This is a genomic window from Meinhardsimonia xiamenensis (assembly GCF_900102905.1).
GTDB lineage: Bacteria > Pseudomonadota > Alphaproteobacteria > Rhodobacterales > Rhodobacteraceae > Meinhardsimonia > Meinhardsimonia xiamenensis.
The window spans coordinates 588,428-605,932 of the sequence record NZ_FNFV01000002.1 but is presented as its reverse complement, the minus strand read 5'-3'; the positions used below and the strand labels follow the sequence as shown (position 1 = coordinate 605,932).

Annotated in this window: 17 protein-coding genes; 5 read left to right on the top strand and 12 right to left on the bottom strand. The window is 69.1% G+C overall.

Annotated features, from left to right (window positions below):
* Positions 1–404 (top strand): IS5 family transposase (locus BLQ14_RS06765; RefSeq protein ID WP_143004466.1); only part of this gene is annotated, 404 nt, incomplete at its 5' end.
* 196 nt (positions 405–600) lie between these two features.
* Positions 601–1,767 carry a M20 aminoacylase family protein gene (locus BLQ14_RS06760; RefSeq protein WP_092499417.1) on the top strand — a complete coding sequence of 389 codons (1,167 nt, stop codon included), beginning with the start codon at positions 601–603 and terminating at the stop codon, positions 1,765–1,767.
* Between the two features lie 133 nt (positions 1,768–1,900).
* On the opposite strand, the gene eno is transcribed toward BLQ14_RS06760, so the two are convergent.
* The 12 genes from eno to BLQ14_RS06700 all read right to left on the bottom strand — a co-directional run bounded on the left by eno (position 1,901) and on the right by BLQ14_RS06700 (position 13,656).
* On the bottom strand, positions 1,901–3,178 hold the full coding sequence (eno, locus tag BLQ14_RS06755; protein ID WP_092499415.1) for a phosphopyruvate hydratase: 1,278 nt from the start codon (positions 3,176–3,178) through the stop codon (positions 1,901–1,903).
* Positions 3,175–3,603 carry a Fur family transcriptional regulator gene (locus BLQ14_RS06750; protein WP_092499413.1) on the bottom strand — a complete coding sequence of 143 codons (429 nt, stop codon included), beginning with the start codon at positions 3,601–3,603 and terminating at the stop codon, positions 3,175–3,177. The genes eno and BLQ14_RS06750 overlap by 4 nt, the downstream gene beginning before the upstream one ends.
* Positions 3,604–3,729: 126 nt before the next feature.
* The gene (locus BLQ14_RS06745) at positions 3,730–5,181 is read right to left on the bottom strand and encodes a protein adenylyltransferase SelO (RefSeq protein WP_092499411.1); all 1,452 of its coding nucleotides are present in this window, start codon (positions 5,179–5,181) and stop codon (positions 3,730–3,732) included.
* Positions 5,182–5,232: 51 nt separating this feature from the next.
* Complete coding sequence (locus BLQ14_RS06740; protein WP_092499409.1) at positions 5,233–6,168, bottom strand: nucleoside hydrolase; 936 nt, start codon at positions 6,166–6,168, stop codon at positions 5,233–5,235.
* Positions 6,169–6,289: 121 nt separating this feature from the next.
* On the bottom strand, positions 6,290–6,514 hold the full coding sequence (locus tag BLQ14_RS06735; protein WP_092499407.1) for a hypothetical protein: 225 nt from the start codon (positions 6,512–6,514) through the stop codon (positions 6,290–6,292).
* Positions 6,515–6,570: 56 nt separating this feature from the next.
* A complete protein-coding gene (gene scpB / locus BLQ14_RS06730; RefSeq protein ID WP_092499405.1) occupies positions 6,571–7,239 on the bottom strand; it encodes an SMC-Scp complex subunit ScpB in 669 nt (222 codons plus the stop codon).
* Positions 7,236–8,033, bottom strand: coding sequence for a segregation and condensation protein A (locus tag BLQ14_RS06725; RefSeq protein WP_245656968.1), 798 nt, complete (start codon positions 8,031–8,033; stop codon positions 7,236–7,238). Before BLQ14_RS06725 ends, scpB begins: the two co-directional genes overlap by 4 nt.
* A complete protein-coding gene (locus tag BLQ14_RS06720) occupies positions 8,030–9,037 on the bottom strand; it encodes a glycoside hydrolase family 3 N-terminal domain-containing protein (protein WP_092499403.1) in 1,008 nt (335 codons plus the stop codon). Before BLQ14_RS06720 ends, BLQ14_RS06725 begins: the two co-directional genes overlap by 4 nt.
* 1 nt (position 9,038) lies before the next feature.
* Positions 9,039–10,082: an SPOR domain-containing protein gene (locus BLQ14_RS06715; RefSeq protein ID WP_092499401.1), complete on the bottom strand. Its 1,044-nt coding sequence runs from the start codon at positions 10,080–10,082 to the stop codon at positions 9,039–9,041.
* The gene (locus BLQ14_RS06710; protein ID WP_143004465.1) at positions 10,082–10,468 is read right to left on the bottom strand and encodes a hypothetical protein; all 387 of its coding nucleotides are present in this window, start codon (positions 10,466–10,468) and stop codon (positions 10,082–10,084) included. Before BLQ14_RS06710 ends, BLQ14_RS06715 begins: the two co-directional genes overlap by 1 nt.
* Positions 10,469–10,671: 203 nt before the next feature.
* On the bottom strand, positions 10,672–12,396 hold the full coding sequence (gene argS, locus BLQ14_RS06705) for an arginine--tRNA ligase (protein ID WP_092499397.1): 1,725 nt from the start codon (positions 12,394–12,396) through the stop codon (positions 10,672–10,674).
* 81 nt (positions 12,397–12,477) lie between these two features.
* Positions 12,478–13,656: a deoxyguanosinetriphosphate triphosphohydrolase gene (locus tag BLQ14_RS06700; RefSeq protein ID WP_092499394.1), complete on the bottom strand. Its 1,179-nt coding sequence runs from the start codon at positions 13,654–13,656 to the stop codon at positions 12,478–12,480.
* A gap of 108 nt (positions 13,657–13,764) precedes the next feature.
* Between BLQ14_RS06700 and BLQ14_RS06695 the strand changes: the two genes are divergently transcribed.
* The 3 genes from BLQ14_RS06695 to BLQ14_RS06685 all read left to right on the top strand — a co-directional run bounded on the left by BLQ14_RS06695 (position 13,765) and on the right by BLQ14_RS06685 (position 17,485).
* Positions 13,765–14,091 carry a HesB/IscA family protein gene (locus BLQ14_RS06695; protein ID WP_092499518.1) on the top strand — a complete coding sequence of 109 codons (327 nt, stop codon included), beginning with the start codon at positions 13,765–13,767 and terminating at the stop codon, positions 14,089–14,091.
* 177 nt (positions 14,092–14,268) lie between these two features.
* The gene (gene serS / locus BLQ14_RS06690) at positions 14,269–15,561 is read left to right on the top strand and encodes a serine--tRNA ligase (protein WP_092499392.1); all 1,293 of its coding nucleotides are present in this window, start codon (positions 14,269–14,271) and stop codon (positions 15,559–15,561) included.
* A gap of 124 nt (positions 15,562–15,685) precedes the next feature.
* Positions 15,686–17,485: an FkbM family methyltransferase gene (locus BLQ14_RS06685; RefSeq protein WP_170068398.1), complete on the top strand. Its 1,800-nt coding sequence runs from the start codon at positions 15,686–15,688 to the stop codon at positions 17,483–17,485.
* Positions 17,486–17,505 lie beyond the last annotated feature (20 nt).

Genomic DNA, 17,505 nt, shown 5'->3' with positions numbered 1-17,505 from the left:
CGACAAAGATCCACGCCGTCGTGAACGGGAGCGGCCTGCCAGTGAGACTCCTGCTCACGCCCGGACAGGCCTCCGACAAGACCACCGCGCCCGAGCTTGTCGGCCCCCTTGGCCTCACCGGAGATGTCGTCGGCGACAGGGGCTACTTCGGACAGGCCGTGATCGCGGCCATCGAGGCGTCGGGCGCCACCGCCCACATCCCCAGCCAGTCCAACGTCCGCGTGGTCAGGACCGTCGACCGAGACCTCTACCGCGAACGCAACAAGGTCGAACGGTTCTTCAATCGTCTCAAGCACTTCCGCGGCATCGCAACGCGATACTTCAAAACCGCAACAAACTTCCTCGCCGCACTTCACCTCGCTTGCTCAAGGCTCTGGATCAGACATTATGAGTCCACGACCTAGGGGCGACGGGGATTGCGCAGGCGCCACGGCGGCGCCCGCCGCGCTGAACGCACCGGCGCCGGCCGCAAGCCCACCCGTGAGCGTGCCCGTGAAAGTGCCCGTCGGTGTGCCCTTGAGCATGTTCCTGTTGCCCGCTTGCGCTCGGTGCGGGTTTCGCACAGGCTGCGCGCGAAGAACGATGCCGAGGAGGCCCCCGATGCCAATCAAGAACCGTTTTGCAGAGCTGCTCCCCGAGATCACCGAATGGCGCCATGACATCCACGCCCATCCCGAGCTTCTCTTCGACACGCACCGCACCGCCGCACTGGTGGCTGAGAAACTGAGGGAATTCGGCTGCGACGAGGTGGTGACCGGAATCGCCAAGAACGGCGTTGTGGGCGTGATCCGCGGGCGGACGAACCGCTCGGGCCGGACCATCGGGCTCAGGGCCGACATGGACGCGCTGCCGATCAATGAGGAGACAGGGGTGGAATATGCCTCGCAGACACCCGGCGTGATGCATGCCTGCGGCCATGACGGGCATACGGCGATGCTCCTTGGGGCGGCGAAGTATCTGGCCGAGACGCGCAATTTCGACGGCACCGCGGTGGTCATCTTCCAGCCCGCCGAGGAAGGCGGCGGCGGCGGCAAGGTGATGTGCGACGAGGGGCTGATGGAGCGCTTCGGCATCGACGAGGTCTATGGCATGCACAACTGGCCCGGCCGGCCGGTGGGCAGCTTCGCCATCCGCCCCGGCCCCTTCTTCGCCGCCGCCGACCAGTTCGAGATCGAGATCGAGGGCAAGGGCGGCCATGCCGCCAAGCCGCACGAGGCGGTGGATTCCACCGTGGTCGCCGCGCATGTGGTGATCGCGCTGCAGACGATCGCGAGCCGCAATGTGGACCCGGTGAAGCAGGTTGTGGTGTCGGTGACGAGTTTCGAGACCTCTTCGACCACGCACAACGTCATCCCGCAGAAGGTGCTCCTGAAGGGCACGGTGCGCACGCTCGATGCGGAGGTGCGCGATCTGGCCGAGGCGCGGCTGAAGGCGCTGGCGGAGGGCACGGCCGCCGCCTTCGGAGCGGTGGCGCGGGTCAACTACATGCGCGGCTATCCGGTGATGGTGAACTCGGAAGCCGAGACGGCGTTTGCCGCCGAGGTGGCGCGCAAGGTTTCGGGCGACTGCGAGGAGGCGCCGCTGGTGATGGGCGGCGAGGATTTCGCCTACATGCTCGAGAAGCGGCCGGGCGCCTACATCCTCGTCGGCAATGGCGACACCGCGTCGGTGCACCATCCCAGGTACAACTTCAATGACGAGGTGATCCCGGCGGGCTGCTCGTGGTTCGCCGAGATCGTGGAGTCGCGTCTGCCGGTCTCGGGCTGAGGCCCGCGGGGAGGTGCGGCCGGGGCATCGAGCCCCGCCCGCCCCTGCCTCCGGCAGGGGTATTTGAACCAGGATGATGTGGAACGGGCCGGGCACACGCCTGTCGCGGAGCCCGGCCCCGGCCGCAGATGGCTCAGCCGCGCAGGATCGAGCGGCCAGCGTATTCGGCGGTCTCGCCCAGCGCTTCCTCGATGCGCAGGAGCTGGTTGTACTTCGCCAGCCGGTCGGAGCGGGCCATGGAACCGGTCTTGATCTGCCCGCAGTTGGTGGCCACGGCGAGATCGGCGATGGTGGCATCCTCGGTCTCGCCCGAGCGGTGACTCATCACCGAAGTGTAGCGCGCGCGATGGGCCATCTCGACCGCGCGCAGCGTCTCGGAGAGCGTGCCGATCTGGTTGACCTTGACCAGCAGCGAATTGGCGCAGCCCGCCTCGATGCCGCGCTTCAGGCGCTCGGGATTGGTGACGAAGAGGTCGTCGCCCACGAGCTGGACGCGCGCGCCGAGCGTCCGGGTCAGGGCCTTCCAGCCCTCCCAGTCATCCTCGGCCATGCCGTCCTCGATGGAGATGATGGGATAGTCCGAGACGAGCGCCTCGAGATAGGCGACCATTTCGTCGGCGCTCAGCTCGCGCCCCTCGCCCGCCAGCACGTAGCGCCCGTCGCGGTAGAACTCGGTCGCGGCGCAATCGAGCGCGAGGAAGATGTCTTCACCGGCGCGGTAGCCGGCGCGCTCGATGGCGCGCAGGATGAAGTCGAGTGCCGCGCGGGTGGAGGCGAGATTGGGGGCGAAGCCGCCCTCGTCGCCGATGCCGGTGGAGAGCCCCTCGGCGGCGAGCTCCTTCTTGAGCGTGTGGAACACCTCCGCGCCCATGCGCACGGCCTCCGCCAGCGAGGGCGCGGCCACCGGCATGATCATGAATTCCTGAAAGTCGATGGGGTTGTCGGCGTGTTCGCCGCCGTTGATGATGTTCATCATCGGCACCGGCAGCACGCGCGCGGCGGTGCCGCCGACATAACGGTAAAGCGGCTGGCCGCAGAACTCGGCCGCCGCCTTGGCGCAGGCGAGCGAGACGCCGAGAATCGCGTTCGCGCCGAGCCGGGCCTTGTTGGGCGTGCCGTCGAGCTCGATCAGCGCGGCGTCAATCTCCTCCTGTTCGGTGACGTCGGTGCCGACGAGCGCCTCGGCAATCTCGCCATTGACGGCCGCCACCGCCTCAAGCACGCCCTTTCCGCCGTAGCGCGCGGGGTCGCCATCGCGCTTTTCCACCGCCTCATGGGCGCCCGTCGAGGCCCCGGAGGGCACCGCCGCACGCCCCATGGTGCCGTCTTCAAGAGTGACTTCCACCTCCACGGTGGGGTTGCCGCGGCTGTCGAGGATCTCGCGTCCGTGGATGTCGATGATCGTGCTCATTGTTCCTCGTCCCTTTCCTGGTCGATGGGCACGCCATAGAGCTCCAACCGATGGCCCTTGAGCCGGTAGCCGAGCTTTCTGGCGATGCGTTCCTGCAGTTTCTCGATCTCGGGATCGACGAATTCGATCACCTTGCCGGTGGTCAGATCGATCAGGTGATCGTGGTGTTCGCGCTCGGCATCCTCGTAGCGCGCCCGCCCGTCGCCGAACTCGTGCTTCTCCAGAATGCCCTGTTCCTCGAAGAGCTTGACAGTGCGGTACACGGTGGCAAGCGAGATGCGCGGATCGACGGCCGTGACCCGGGCGTAAAGCTCCTCGACATCCGGGTGATCGTGCGCCTCCTCCAGCACCCGGGCGATCACCCGGCGCTGTTCGGTCAGGCGAAGCCCGCGGGCCTCGCAACGGGCAAGGATGCCGTCGGACATGGGGCGCGTCTTCCCGCTTCGATCTCGGGCCGCCTTCTAGCGCGGTTGCCGCAGCGCGGAAACCGCAAATTTGGCCAACTGCGGGTGCCGCGCCGGCGGCTGCGGCCGCGCGTGGCGGCTCCCCGGTCAGGTGCCGCAGAAGGTCTGGCGCACTTCCTCCCCGGGCGCGGGCGCGCGGCGCAGATCGTCGAATTCGGGCGCGGGGTCGGACGGCGCCCGCAGCGCCCGGGCAAGCCGCTCGAAGGGGGCGAGATCGCCGCCAAGTGCAGCCTGAATGACCTCTTCCACACGATGGTTGCGCGGGATGATGGCCGGGCTCGCCGCCCGCATCCGCGCCCGCGCCGCCGCTTCGTCAACGCCCTCCGCCGCAAGACGCGCGCGCCATCGCGCCTGCCAGTCGGCAAGACCCTCGATGTGGCCGAGCTCCACCGCCTCCCGCCCCTCGGCAAGGGCGCGAAAGGCGTTGGTGAAGTCAGCCTGCGCCCGCGCCATGAGCCCAAGCAGCTCCTCGACCAGCGCGGCGTCCTCCTCGCGCGCCTCGATCCCCAGCTTTGCCCCGAAGCGCCTGAGCCAGGCCGCGCGCCACAGCGGGCCGAACCGGTGCACCACCTCCGTCGCCTCGGCAATGGCGCGGTCGATGTCTCCGCCCGTCTCCTCTTCGGCGATGAGCGGCAGAAGGCAAGAGGCGAGCTGCGCGAGGTTCCAGGCCGCAATGCCGGGCTGGCGGTCGTAGGCGTAGCGCCCGAAGCTGTCGATGGAAGAGAAGACCTTGCCCGGATCATAGCCGTCCATGAAGGCACAGGGGCCATAGTCGATGGTCTCCCCGGCCACGCTCATGTTGTCGGTGTTCATCACCCCGTGGATGAAACCCACGCTCATCCATGCCGCGACAAGCTCGGCCTGACGCGCCACCACCTCGGTCAGAAGCCCGATCGCACCGGAGGCCTCAGGGTAATGGCGCGCGATGACGTGGCCGGTGAGAAGCCTCAGCGCCTCGATGTCGCCGCGGGCGGCGAAATACTGGAAGGTGCCGACGCGCACATGGCTCGAGGCGACCCGCACCAGCACCGCGCCGGGAAACGCCGTCTCGCGCCAGACGGTCTCGCCGGTGGCCACCGCCGCAAGCGCGCGCGTGGTCGGAATGCCCATCGCCGCCATGGCCTCGGAGACGAGGTATTCGCGCAGCACCGGCCCGAGCCAGGCGCGCCCGTCCCCGCCCCGCGAGAACGGTGTGCGGCCTGCGCCCTTGAGCTGGATGTCTCGGCGCCGCCGATGCGAGTCGATCACCTCGCCGAGAAGAATCGCCCGCCCGTCGCCAAGCTGCGGCACCCAGCCGCCAAACTGATGCCCCGCATAGGCCTGGGCCAGCGGCTCGGCGCCCTCGGGCACGCGGTTGCCGGCCAGAACCTCCACCCCTTCGGGACGCGCAAGCGCCGCCGGGTCGAGCCCCAGCTCGCGTGCAAGCGCCTCGTTGAGCGCCAGAAGCCGCGGCGCGCGCACCGGCGTCGGATCGAGCCGGGCGAAGAAGCGCTCCGGCAGCCGGGCATAGGAATTGTCGAAGGCAAACCGCAGTGTCATGGCGCGCTCCCTGCCCGACAATCTGGGGCGCCGCCGCCCCCGCGGCAAGGCTCAGAGCCGCGCCAGACGCTCGGTGAGCAGGCCAAAGAAGCCGTCGGCGTCGATGTCGCCCATGAAGGTGGCGTTGGGTGCCCGATCCGTCACCCCCCACCAGTCGGCCACGGTCATGCCGCGAGTGAGATCGGAAAGAGTCTCGATCTCGACGTTCACGAACCGCCCCGAGAAGAGCTCGGGCCGCAAAAGCCAGGCGATCACCGTCGGGTCATGCAGGGGCGCCCCTTCCCAGCCGTATTTGGAAAGGTCATAGCGCTCGAAGAAGTCGGTCCAGCCGGCAACCGCCTCCCCCACCCGCGTGCCGAGCGCCCGAAAGGCATCAAGCCGGGCGCGCGTGACCAGCGCCTTGTGGGTAACATCGAGCGGCATCACCGTAAGCCTGACACCCGCTCCAAAGACGATCTTCGCCGCCTCCGGGTCGACGTAGATGTTGAACTCGGCCGCGGGGGTCACGTTGCCGACCTGAAAATATGCCCCACCCATCAGCACGACCTCGCCGACGCGCTCCACGATGTCGGGGGCACGCTCGAAGGCGGTGGCGAGATTGGTCAGCGGCCCGAGGGCGCAGAGCGTGACCGTCCCCGCCGGCTCACGCCGGAGCGTGTCGATGATGAAGTCGACCGCGTGACGGGCGCGCAGCGGCATCCGCGGCTCGGGCAGGGGATGGCCGTCAAGCCCGGTCTTGCCGTGCACATATTCCGCCGTCACGAGGCTTCGGGCCATCGGCCGGTCGCAGCCGGCGAATACCGCGATGTCGGGCCTGCCGGCCAGCTCGCAGACGATGCGCGCATTGCGCGCCGTCAGCTCAAGCGGCACGTTTCCCGCCACCGCGGTGATCCCCAGAACCTCGAGCTCGGGGCTTGCCAGCGCCAGCAGGATCGCAACCGCATCGTCCTGCCCCGGATCGGTATCGATGATGATCTTGCGTGTCATTGCTGCCCCCATGCTCCGTCACCGCGTGCGGCGGACGGTCCTGTGCCCTTTCCGTCTCCATCATCCTGGTGCAAATACCCCCGCCGGAGGCACCGCGCGCAAGCGCGGCCCGGTCCCGGGCTCAGAAACGGCCGATCCGGCGGACAAGCCGCATCGCCTGCCTCGCCCGGCGCGCTGTCTCACGCCCGGCTTTCGCCTGCTCGGCCTCGCCCGCGCCTGACGAACGCGCAGCGCCCTTTGCGCGGCTGCGGCGCGCGGCAATATCGACGCCTGCCGCCACACCTCTTGAAACAAGGCGCCGCAGCAGCGACCGGACCACCATGTTGACGATGGAATTGAGATTCATTGCGCGCCCTCCGGATGTGGCCTCACAGCTTCTGCGGGGAATATGGCAGATTTGCGTCAGTCGTCGAACATCTCGCCCTGCCCCGGTGCCGCGCCATCCTCTTCCTCCTCCGCCTGACCGCCGGGCAGGGGGCGGCTGTCGAGCAGCCCTGCGGCGCGCAGCTCCTTCAGGCCGGGCAGATCCCGCGTGCTCTCCAGACCGAAATGGTCAAGAAACGCCTCGGTGACCACGAAGGTCACCGGCCGGCCGGGTGTCATCCGCCGCCGGCCCAGCCGGATCCATTCAAGCTCGAGAAGCTGGTCGATCGTGCCCCGGCTCACCGAGACGCCGCGGATCTCCTCGATCTCGGCGCGGGTGACCGGCTGGTGATAGGCGATGATCGCCAGCGTCTCGATGGCGGCGCGCGAAAGCTTGCGCGTCTCCACCACCTCGTGGCTCATCAGAAACCCCAGATCGGGCGCGGTGCGAAAGGCCCAGCGCTCGCCGACACGCACCAGCCGCACCCCGCGCCCCTCGTAGCGCCGGCGCAGATGCTGCAAGGCCTCGGCCGCGTCCGAGCCCATCGGCATGCGCGCCTCGAGCTCGGCCACCGACAGCGGCTCGGCCGAGGCGAAGAGCATCGCCTCCACCATGCGCTCCTGCTCGGCCATGGGCGGCGCCTGAAAAAGCCCCGGTTCGCCGGCGCCCGCCCGCCCCTTCTCGCGGTCGTTCCTCTCCTCGCTCATTGCCTCTCGCCCCTGCGGCGGATCTCGATCGGCGCGAAGGTCTCCTCCTGTCGCAGCTCCACCGCGCCCTGACGCGCAAGCTCGAGCGCTGCGGCGAAGGTTGCCGCCGTGGCCGAACGCCGGCGTACCGGATCACCGCGCCATTCGGGCGGCAGGAAGCTCGAGAGCCGCCGCCAGTCGCCGGCATAGCCGATCAGCGGGCGCAGTGCCTCGAGCGCCTCCTGCATGGTCAGGACATCCTCCCGCTCCATCGCATAGGGACGAAACTCGTCCCTGGTGCGCACGCGGGCATAGGCCTGCATCAGATCCAGAAGCGTGGCGGTGTAGCGCACGCGGCGCTTCATCGTCACCTCTTCGGGCACGCCGCGGGCGAAGAAGTCGCGCCCGAGCCTGTCCCGCCCCATCAGCCGCGCCGCCGCATCGCGCATCGCCTGCAACCGCTCGAGCTGAAAGGCCAGATGCGCCGCCAGCTCCTCCCCCGTCGGCCCCTCCTCGGTCGGGTCCGGGGGCAAGAGCAGCCGCGACTTCAGGAATGCCAGCCACGCCGCCATGACGAGGTAGTCGGCGGCAAGCTCGATCCTGAGCGCTCGCGCCCGCTCCACGAAGGCAAGATACTGCTCGGCGAGCTGCAGCACCGAGATGCGGCGCAGGTCCACCTTCTGGGTGCGCGAAAGCGTGAGCAGCACGTCAAGCGGGCCCTCATAGCCGTCCACATCGACGATGAGGGCCTCGGCCGCACGGCGGGCGGCAACCGCATCCTCCCCTTCCGGCATCGTGACCGGCTCGTCGCTCATCGCTCCTCCTCCAGCGCGGCCAGCGCCGCCCGCGCTTCGGCCACCGCCTCCGGCGGCAGCGGCGAGGGGCGCGCGGCAAGCGCCGCATCGGCACGATCGAGCGCCGCGCCTTCGAGCGCGCCGGCCGCGGCGGCGACCGCTTCCATCTCGGCCATCTCGCCGTTGCAGTGCAGAACCAGATCGCAGCCTGCCGCCCGCGCGGCGGCCGCACGCGCGCCCACCCCGCCCGTCAGCGCCTGCATCGAGATGTCATCGCTCATCAGCAGCCCGCGAAACCCGATCTCCCCGCGGATCGCACCGATTACCCGTTCCGACAGCGTGGCCGGACGCGCCGCGTCGAGCGCAGTGTAGACGACATGGGCGGTCATGCCCAAGGGCAGCGCGGCAAGACGGGCAAAAGGCAGGAAGTCGCTCGCCCGCAGCTCGGCCAGCGGCGCCGTGACCACCGGCGGCTCGAGGTGGCTGTCCACCCGCGCCCTGCCATGGCCGGGGACATGCTTGACCACCGGAAGCGCCCCGCCGGCCAAGGTCCCCTCGGCGACGGCGCGGGCACGTTCGGCCACCGCCTCCGCCGTCTCGCCATAGCAGCGGTTGCGCAACACGGGGTGCGTGTCGGACAGCGCAACATCTGCCAGGGGCACGCAATTGACGTCGATGCCGCAGGCCCTGATCTCCGCGGCGATGAGAAGCGCCCTGAGCCCCAGCCCCCGCGCCGCACGATCGGGCCCGAGCCGGGCGGCGTGATCGAGCGCAGGCGGCCACTCCCGCCAGTGCGGCGCGCCGAGCCGCGCCACCCGACCGCCTTCCTGATCGATCAGAACCGGCGCCTCGCGCCCCACCGCTGCGCGCAGCTCCGCCGTCAGCGCGCGGATCTGATCGGGCGTCTCGAGATTGCGGGAGAACAGGATGAAGCCCCACGGCTGGCTCTCGGCGAAGAAGGCGCGCTCGGAGGCTGTCAGGCGCGGGCCCGCGCAACCGCAGATGAAGGCGCCCGGCCCCGCCATCTCAGCGCAGAACCACCGGGATGCAGTTTGCTCCCTGAGCCACCAGCACCGCACAGAACCGACGCGCGTCGGAGAGATCCTCGAACCCCTCCGCGCGCAGACGCCAGAACCGCTTTCCACCCGATTCCGCCTCCTGCACCACGCGCCGCTTCACGGCAAAGAAGTCGGCAAAGCGCGCGGCCAGCGCCCGCCATTCCTGCCGCGCCGTCTCGGCACTGGCAAAGGCGCCAAGCTGCACGAGCGCGGTGCCCGGCGCCAGATCGGCGAGCGGAACCTCGATGTCATCGACACCCGCCAGCTGCCGGGCGATGGCCTCGGCAAGCGCGTCGGCCGCAAGCTCGGGCTCCGGTCGGGGCAGCGGACGGAGCGACCGGCGCAGCCCCCGACCCGTTGCCGCAACCTCGCCCGGATCCGCCCCCTCGAATTGCGAACGCGCCTCTCCATCGGCCGACACAAGCGCCGCCACGCGCGCCTCTCCCGGCCCGGCCTGCCCGTCTCCGGCCTCATCGGCGGAACCGGGCGCGGATGTCTCCACCTGCATCTCCTCTCCGCGCGCCGGAGGCAGCCCCCTATCAGCCGATCCATCGAATGGCTCCACAGGCGAGGCGACCTCAGCACTCTCCACGCCCTTCCCCGGCGGCAACGCGAACATGGTCGAGCTTTCCGGCATGTCGCGGGCACGCTCGCGCAGGGCGATCACCCGGCGCAGCTGCGCCCCCGGCAGATCCTCCGCTGCGAGGGTGATCGGCGGCGGTGCCAGCACCAGGCGGTCGGCCGGGCGCGCCACCGTGCCCTCTGCGGCCACCGCGTTCACGGCGAGGCCCAGAAAATCGGCCCGGCGCCCGCCCGGATCCGCGGGACTGATCCGCATGGGCCCTTCAGGCGCGCGGATCACCGGCACGCCTGACACATCCCGCATGACGATCTGATACCCCCAGCCGGCCATGCCGAAGAGAAGGCTCAACGAGACGAGCCCACCGAGCCAGGTGAGCACGCCACCCCCCGAACTTCTCCCCGCCTGCCGCCTCGGAGCGCCCGCATCCATCAGGCCGCGCGCTCCCCTGCCAGCAACAGGCGCAACCCTGTCCAGTCTTCGCCGAGCGCGCTCAGCGGGCGCGGAGCCGGCCGCGGCGAGCGGCTTACCGCTCCGCGCTCACGCGCCGGGGGCTCGGCAAGACGCGGGCCGGCCTCGCGCGCCCCCGGCAGCGGTGACGCGCCTGCCGCCGTGCCCACCGCCGCCGGCAAGGCCTGCGTCACCGGAGCGCGCTCGGGCGCGCTGCGCGCCACAGGAGCGGTCTCCTTCTTGACGGGAGCCGCTCCGGCTCCGACCAGCGCGATCACCACCGGGACACGCGAGATGTCCCGCGTGAGGGTCTCGGCCACGAAGCGGACCGGTACGCTAACGAAGGCAATGAGGAGACCGACGGCCACGATTGCCTCAACGCCCGCCCGCACGCGGGCGCGCAACGAGGGCTGCGCTGACTGCCGATGTTCTTCCGTCTGCCGCCGGACTGCCGCCGGCTTCGCACTGCTCGCTGCCATCTCCGCCTCGCCGCCGCCCCCTCGCGCGCCGGTCGCTGCGGTGCGCCACGGGCGGCCTGGTCTGCCTCACCGCCCGCATGCCGGCGCCTTGGTCAGCGCATCTCTTCCACGGGCGTCACGCCAAGAATACCAAGACCGGTGGAAATAACAACGCCAACGGCGCGGGCGAGCGGAATCTTCGCCGCCGAGGCCGCCGCGTCATCTTCCTGCACAAAGCGCAGCTCCGGCCGGTCATTGCCGCGGTTCCACAGCGCATGGAAGGCCGAGGCCAGATCGTAGAGATAGAAGGCGATCCGGTGCGGCTCATGCCCGCGCGCGGCGATCTCCACGAGCCGCGGCCATTCGGCGATCTTGCGCGCCACGGCAAACTCGGCCTCGTCCTCGAGCGCCGGCGCGCCGTTCACGTCGATCCCCAGCGCCTCGGCCTTGCGCATCACCGAGCGCACCCGGGCATGAGCATATTGCACATAGAACACCGGGTTGTCGCGCGACTGCTCCAGCACCTTGTCGAAGTCGAAATCGAGCGGCGCGTCGTTCTTGCGCGTGAGCATCACGAAGCGGGTGACATCGGGACCCACCTGATCGACCACATCGCGCAGGGTGACGAAATTGCCCGCGCGCTTCGACATCTTGTAGGGCGCGCCGCCCTTGAACAGCCGCACGAGCTGGATGAGCTTGATGTCAAGCGGCACCTTGCCGTCGGAAAGCGCCGCCACCGCCGCCTTCATGCGCTTGACATAACCGCCGTGATCGGCGCCCCAGACATCGATCAGCGCGTCGAAGCCGCGCTCGATCTTGTCGAGGTGATAGGCGATGTCGGGGGCGAAATAGGTCCAGCTGCCGTCGGACTTCTGGATCGGCCGGTCAACATCGTCGCCAAAGGCGGTGGAGCGGAACAGAAGCTGCTCGCGCGGCTCCCAGTCCTCGGGCATCTTGCCCTTGGGCGGCTCCAGCACGCCTCGGTAAATCAGCCCCTTCTCCTCGAGACGCGCGATCGCCGCCTCGATCCTGCCCGAGCCGTAAAGCGAGCGCTCGGAAAAATAGACATCCATCCGCACCCCGAGGGCGGCGAGATCGGCGCGGATCATCTCCATCATCCGCTCGGTGGCGAACGCGCGCACCTCCTCGAGCCACTCGGACTCGGGCCGGTCGAGAAGGCTCTCGCCGTACTTTTCCTTCAGCGCCTGCCCCACCGGCACCAGATAGTCGCCGGGATAGAGCCCCTCGGCGATCTCGGGCTCGAGCCCGCAAGCCTCGCGGTAGCGCTCATAGGCCGAGCGCGCCAGAACATCGACCTGCGCGCCGCCGTCGTTGATGTAATACTCCCGTGTCACCTCATGGCCGGAGAAGTCCAGAAGGCTCGCCAGCGCATCGCCGAACACCGCCCCGCGCGTGTGCCCCACATGCAAGGGCCCGGTCGGGTTGGCGGAGACATACTCGACGTTCACGCGCACGCCCCGGCCCATCTCGGAGCGGCCAAAGTCATTGCCCCGCGCAATCGCCGCCGCAACCACCTCGGCCCAGACCGAGGGGGCAAGCCGCAGGTTCAGAAAGCCCGGCCCCGCCACCTCGGCCGAGGCGATGCGGGGATCATCGCCAAGGCGCTCGGCAAGCGCGGCGGCAATCTCGCGCGGCTTGCGCCCGGCGGGCTTGGCCAGCACCATCGCCGCGTTGGTGGCCATGTCGCCATGGGCCGGGTCACGGGGCGGCTCCACGGCAACATTCGAAAAGTCGAGCCCCGCGGGCAGTTCGCCCTCCGCAACCAGCCGCTCGAGCCGGTCGAGAACAAGCGCGTGAATGTCGGAAAACAGGTTCATGCCAGTGCCTCCGGGTGGGAGCCGCGTCATATCACTTCGCGCGCGACGGTCAACGGCGGCGGGGTCGCGGCAAGATGCAAATCACCTTGGCGAAAATACCCCCGCCGGAGGCGACACGCCGCCCGACACGAGCCGGGCGTGTTCCTGAAGAGCGAAACGGTCGGTCATGCCGGCGATGTAGTCGCAGACGATGCGCGCAAGCCGCAGCTCGTCTCCCCCCGCGGCGGCCACATCCTTGCGCCATTGCTTCGGCAGATGCTCGGGATGGGCGAGATAGAGCGCAAAGAGCTCCTCCACCACGCGCGTCACATGCGCGCGCATCTCCACCACCCCGGGCGCGCGGTACATCCGGTGGAACAGAAACTCACGGATCACGGAAATGTCGGCAGCAAGAGCGGGGGAGAACCCCACGATGGGCCGGCCGGCATGGCGGATGTCCTCAACGCTCACCGGGGCAAGCTCGGCAAGCGCGCGCCGCGCCTCGCCGATCACATCCTCGACGAGGATGCCGAAGAAGCGCCGCAGCGCCTCATGGCGGCGCCGGTAGTAGTTGAGGCCGGGCCAGAGCCGGTCAACCTCGGCGAAACAGTCGCACAGGATGGGAAGCTCGGCGAGTTCGTCGGTGGAGAAGAGCTCGGCTCTCAGCCCGTCGTGCAGGTCGTGGCTGTTGTAGGCGATGTCATCGGAGATCGCCGCCACCTGCGCCTCGGCGCTCGCATGGGTGTGAAGCTCGAGATCGTGGACGGCGTTGTATTCGGCCAGCGCCCAGGGGATCTCGCCGGTGACGGGGCCGTTGTGCTTGGCGATGCCCTCGAGTGTCTCCCAGGTCAGGTTGAGCCCGTCGAAGGCGGCATAGTGGCGCTCGAGATGGGTGACGATGCGGATCGCCTGGGCGTTGTGATCAAAACCGCCATAGGGCGCCATGAGCCGCTGCAGCGCCTCCTCGCCGGTGTGGCCGAAAGGCGGGTGACCAAGGTCATGGGCGAGCGCCACCGCCTCGGTCAGATCCTGGTCGAGCTCGAGCACCCGGGCGATGGTGCGCGCCACCTGCGCCACCTCAAGCGTGTGCGTCAGGCGGGTGCGGTAATAGTCGCCCTCATGCTCGATGAAGACCTGGGTCTTGTGCTTGAGCCGGCGGAAGGCGGAGGAATGGATGATCCGGTCGCGGTCGCGCTGGAAGGCGGTGCGGAAGCTGCTCTCGGGCTCGGGGTGAAGCCGCCCGCGGCTTCTGGCCGGGTCGCAGGCATAGGGTGCTCGCATCGGCCGCCGCCTCCTGTCACTGCCTTGTCGCCGTGTTCGGGGCTTCATATATTCCGGCCCGCGCCAATGCGAAATGGCTAGCTTGCAATGCCGGAGTGAGAGATGGAGCTGACCCTGCCTCCCAAGGTGACCGAGCGCGCCTTCGCACGGCTGGCCGAGATCGGTGCCGCGGCCCAGGGAAAGGCCCTGCGCGTGGCAGTCGAAGGCGGTGGCTGCTCGGGGTTTCAGTATCTCATCGAGCTCGACGAGCCGGCAGAGGATGACCTCGTGCTCGAAGGGGCGGGCGGCGAGCGGGTGGTGGTTGACCCGGTGTCGCTGCCGTTTCTGGCCGACGCCACCATCGACTTTGCCGACGAGCTCATCGGCGCGCGTTTCGTCATCGACAATCCCAACGCCACCGCAAGCTGCGGCTGCGGGACGTCGTTCTCGATCTGACGCGGACAGGCGGGCTCGGGTGGGGTGACGGCGCGCCCCCGGGGCGCGCCGTGCCTTCGGCAAGGGTATTTGACCCAGGGTGATGGATGGGAGCACGCGCCCTCTGCCGCGCGTTGACGCCTTGCCTGCCTTCTGGCACATCCGCGCGGAACAATATTGTTTCGTGAGGCGCGCCCCATGCATGACATCCGCTTCATCCGCGAGCACCCTGAGGAGTTCGACGCCGCGCTCGCCCGCCGCGGGCTGCCGCCGCAGTCGCCGGCGATCCTGGCGCTCGACGCGGAGCGGCGGGCGAAGATCACGGAGGCCGAGAGGCTCCTCGCCGAGCGCAACGCCGCCTCCAAGGAGATCGGTGCCGCCAAGGCGCGTGGCGATGAGGCGGAGTTCGAGCGGCTGCGCGCGCTTGTCGCCGCCCGCAAGGAGGAGATCGCGCAGCTCGAGGAGGAGGCCAAGGCGCTCGACCAGCGGCTGCGCGACATGCTCGCCGAGCTGCCGAACCTGCCGGCGCCGGATGTGCCGGACGGGGCCGACGAGAACGACAATGTCGAGATCCGCCGCTGGGGCGAGCCGCGCGCCTTCGACTTCGAGCCGAAGGAGCATTTCGAGATTCCGGCCGCGCAGCAGGGGCTCGACTTCGAGACCGCGGCCAAGCTCTCGGGCGCGCGCTTTGTGGTGATGTCGGGGGCGATCGCCCGCGTGCACCGCGCGCTCGCGCAGTTCATGCTGGAGACGCACATCGCCGAGCATGGCCTCACCGAGACATGGACGCCGGTTCTGGTGCGCGAGGAGATGATGTTCGGCACCGGGCAGCTGCCCAAGTTCGGCGAGGACAGCTACCAGACGCGCGACGGCTGGTGGCTCATCCCCACCGCCGAGGTGACGCTGACCAACATCGTCAACGGCTGCATCGTCGAGGAAGGCTATCTGCCGCGCCGCTATGTCGCCCATACCCAGTGCTTCCGCTCCGAGGCGGGCTCGGCGGGCAAGGACGTGCGCGGCATGTTGCGCCAGCACCAGTTCGAGAAGGTGGAGATGGTCTCGATCACCCACCCCGAGGAAAGCGACGCCGAGCACCAGCGCATGACCCGCTGCGCGGAGGTCGTTCTCGAAAAGCTCGGCCTGCCCTATCGCACGGTGATCCTGTGCACCGGCGACATGGGCTTTTCCGCCCGCCGCACCCATGACATCGAGGTCTGGCTGCCCGGCCAGGGCAAATACCGCGAGATCAGCTCGGTCTCCACCTGCGGCGACTTCCAGGCGCGGCGGATGAACGCGCGCTTCCGCCCCGCGGGCGGCGGCAAGCCCGAATATGTGCACACGCTCAATGGCTCGGGCCTTGCCGTGGGGCGCACGCTGATCGCGGTGCTGGAGAACGGCCAGGAAGCCGACGGCTCGGTCACCCTGCCCGAGGCGCTCGCACCCTTCTTGGGCGGCGCGCGGCGCATCACGTCCGAGGGCGAGCTCGCCTGAGCCGCGTTGCGCGAATACGCCATCGCGCACGGTTCGCCGCAGCCGGGTGTTGACCGGGGCCGCGCGGGTGCGGATAGTCTGCCCGGCAAGGGGAGAGAAGAACATGGCCCCGTCATCGAGCAGTATGCCCAGAGAGGCACCGGCCACGCCGCAAGCGGCCTGCCCCCCCTATGAGGAGGTCATCAGCTGCCGCGGCATCGACATCCCGTTCGTGCCCTCGATCATCACCCCGAAGATCGAGCGGCCGATGCGCAAGGGCCGCTACGAGTCGGGCGAATGCGCGCTTCTTGAGGACATCCTGCGCGAGGACGACCGCGTACTCGATCTTGGCGCGGGCGTCGGGCTTGCCAGCGCAATTGCCGCGCGTACGGCATCCGCCGGCCACGTTACCGCGGTCGAAGCGAATCCCGGGCTCATCGGCCTCATCGGCGAGACCTGGGCGCTCAATGGCGTGACCAACGCCACGCTCCTCAACGCCGTGGTGAGCGGCGGAAAAAGGAAGAGCAAGGCGAAATTCTACCTGCGCCGCGATTTCTGGGCCTCCTCGATGGAGCCCGACTCGCGCCCCTACGAAGACGTGGCCGAGGTCGGGACCATCCCCATCACGCGGCTGATGAAGGAGGCCCGGCCCACAGTCATCTGCTGCGACATCGAGGGCGGCGAGCTCGGCCTGTTTGACGAGGTCGATCTCTCCGGCGTGCGGCAGGTGGTGATGGAGCTCCACCCGAAGGTCTATGGCGAGGAGGGCGCGGCGCGCGTGCGGGCGGCTCTCGAGAAGGCCGGGCTGAAGGCAGTGCCGCAGAAGAAACCCTCCTCGGTGGTCGTCTTTGCGCGCGAGGGCGCCGAAGCTTGGGCGCTCGCCCCGTCCGCGACGCCGCCCTCACCCCCGCACAGGCCTGCCAGGCCCGCCCTGCGGAGGGCAGCAACTGAGCCCTGGCCGCCGCGCAATCCGCGCATCCTTCTGGCCACCTGCATGAAGGACGAGGGCCCCTTCATCCTCGAATGGCTCGCCTGGCACAAGGCGATCGGGGTGACGGATGTGGTCGTCTACACCAACGATTGCAGCGACGGCACCGACCGCATCCTCGACCGGCTGCAGGAGATGGGCGAACTCACTCACCTGCCCAACCCGGCCCTTGCCACGGGTGCGACCAACTTCCAGCCGGTGGCGCTGGCTTACACGGAGCATCTGCGCGCCTTCCGCGAGGCGGATTTCTTCATCTCCTCGGACGTGGATGAGTTCTTCAACATCCGCGTGGGCGAAGGCCGCTTTGCCGATCTCTTTGCGGCCGTCGACCGCTTCGACGTGATGTCAGTGAGCGAGATCAACCACGGCTGCAACCGGCGGGAGCATTTCGAGCCCGGCTGGGTCACCGAGCAGTTTCCCGGGCATGCCTCCGAGATGCCGGGCCGTCGTCGCGCGCACGTCGGCGTGAAGTCGATCGTGCGCCTGTCGCCCGCGGTCAGGAAGATTCGCAATCATCGCCCCGACCTTGACCCCGACTGGCCCGATCCGGTCTGGCTCGACGGCTCGGGCAGGCCCATCCGCGACTTTCTGGAAGACCCCGAAAAAAACGGCTGCGACTGCCGGGGCCGCTACGGCCTCGTCTCGCTCGAGCACTTCGCGCTGCGCTCGCTTGACAGCTATCTCATCAAGATGTTCCGCGGCGATGTGGTGGTGAAGGGCAAGCGGGTGGGCCAGCGCTACTGGCGCCAGCGCAACTGGAATGCCGAAACCACCTCCGACCTCTCGCGCGGCATCCGCCTTGCGCGCGATTATCACCGCCGCTTCGAGGAAGACCACGAGCTGATGGCATTGCACCGCGCCGCCTGCGACGCGCACCTTGCCCGTGCCGAGGCCCTGATGGAATTGCCGGAGTTCCGCGAGCGCCGCGCGTGGGCGCTGCGCGAAGCCTGGCGCTGAAGGCCGCCCCGGGCAACGGA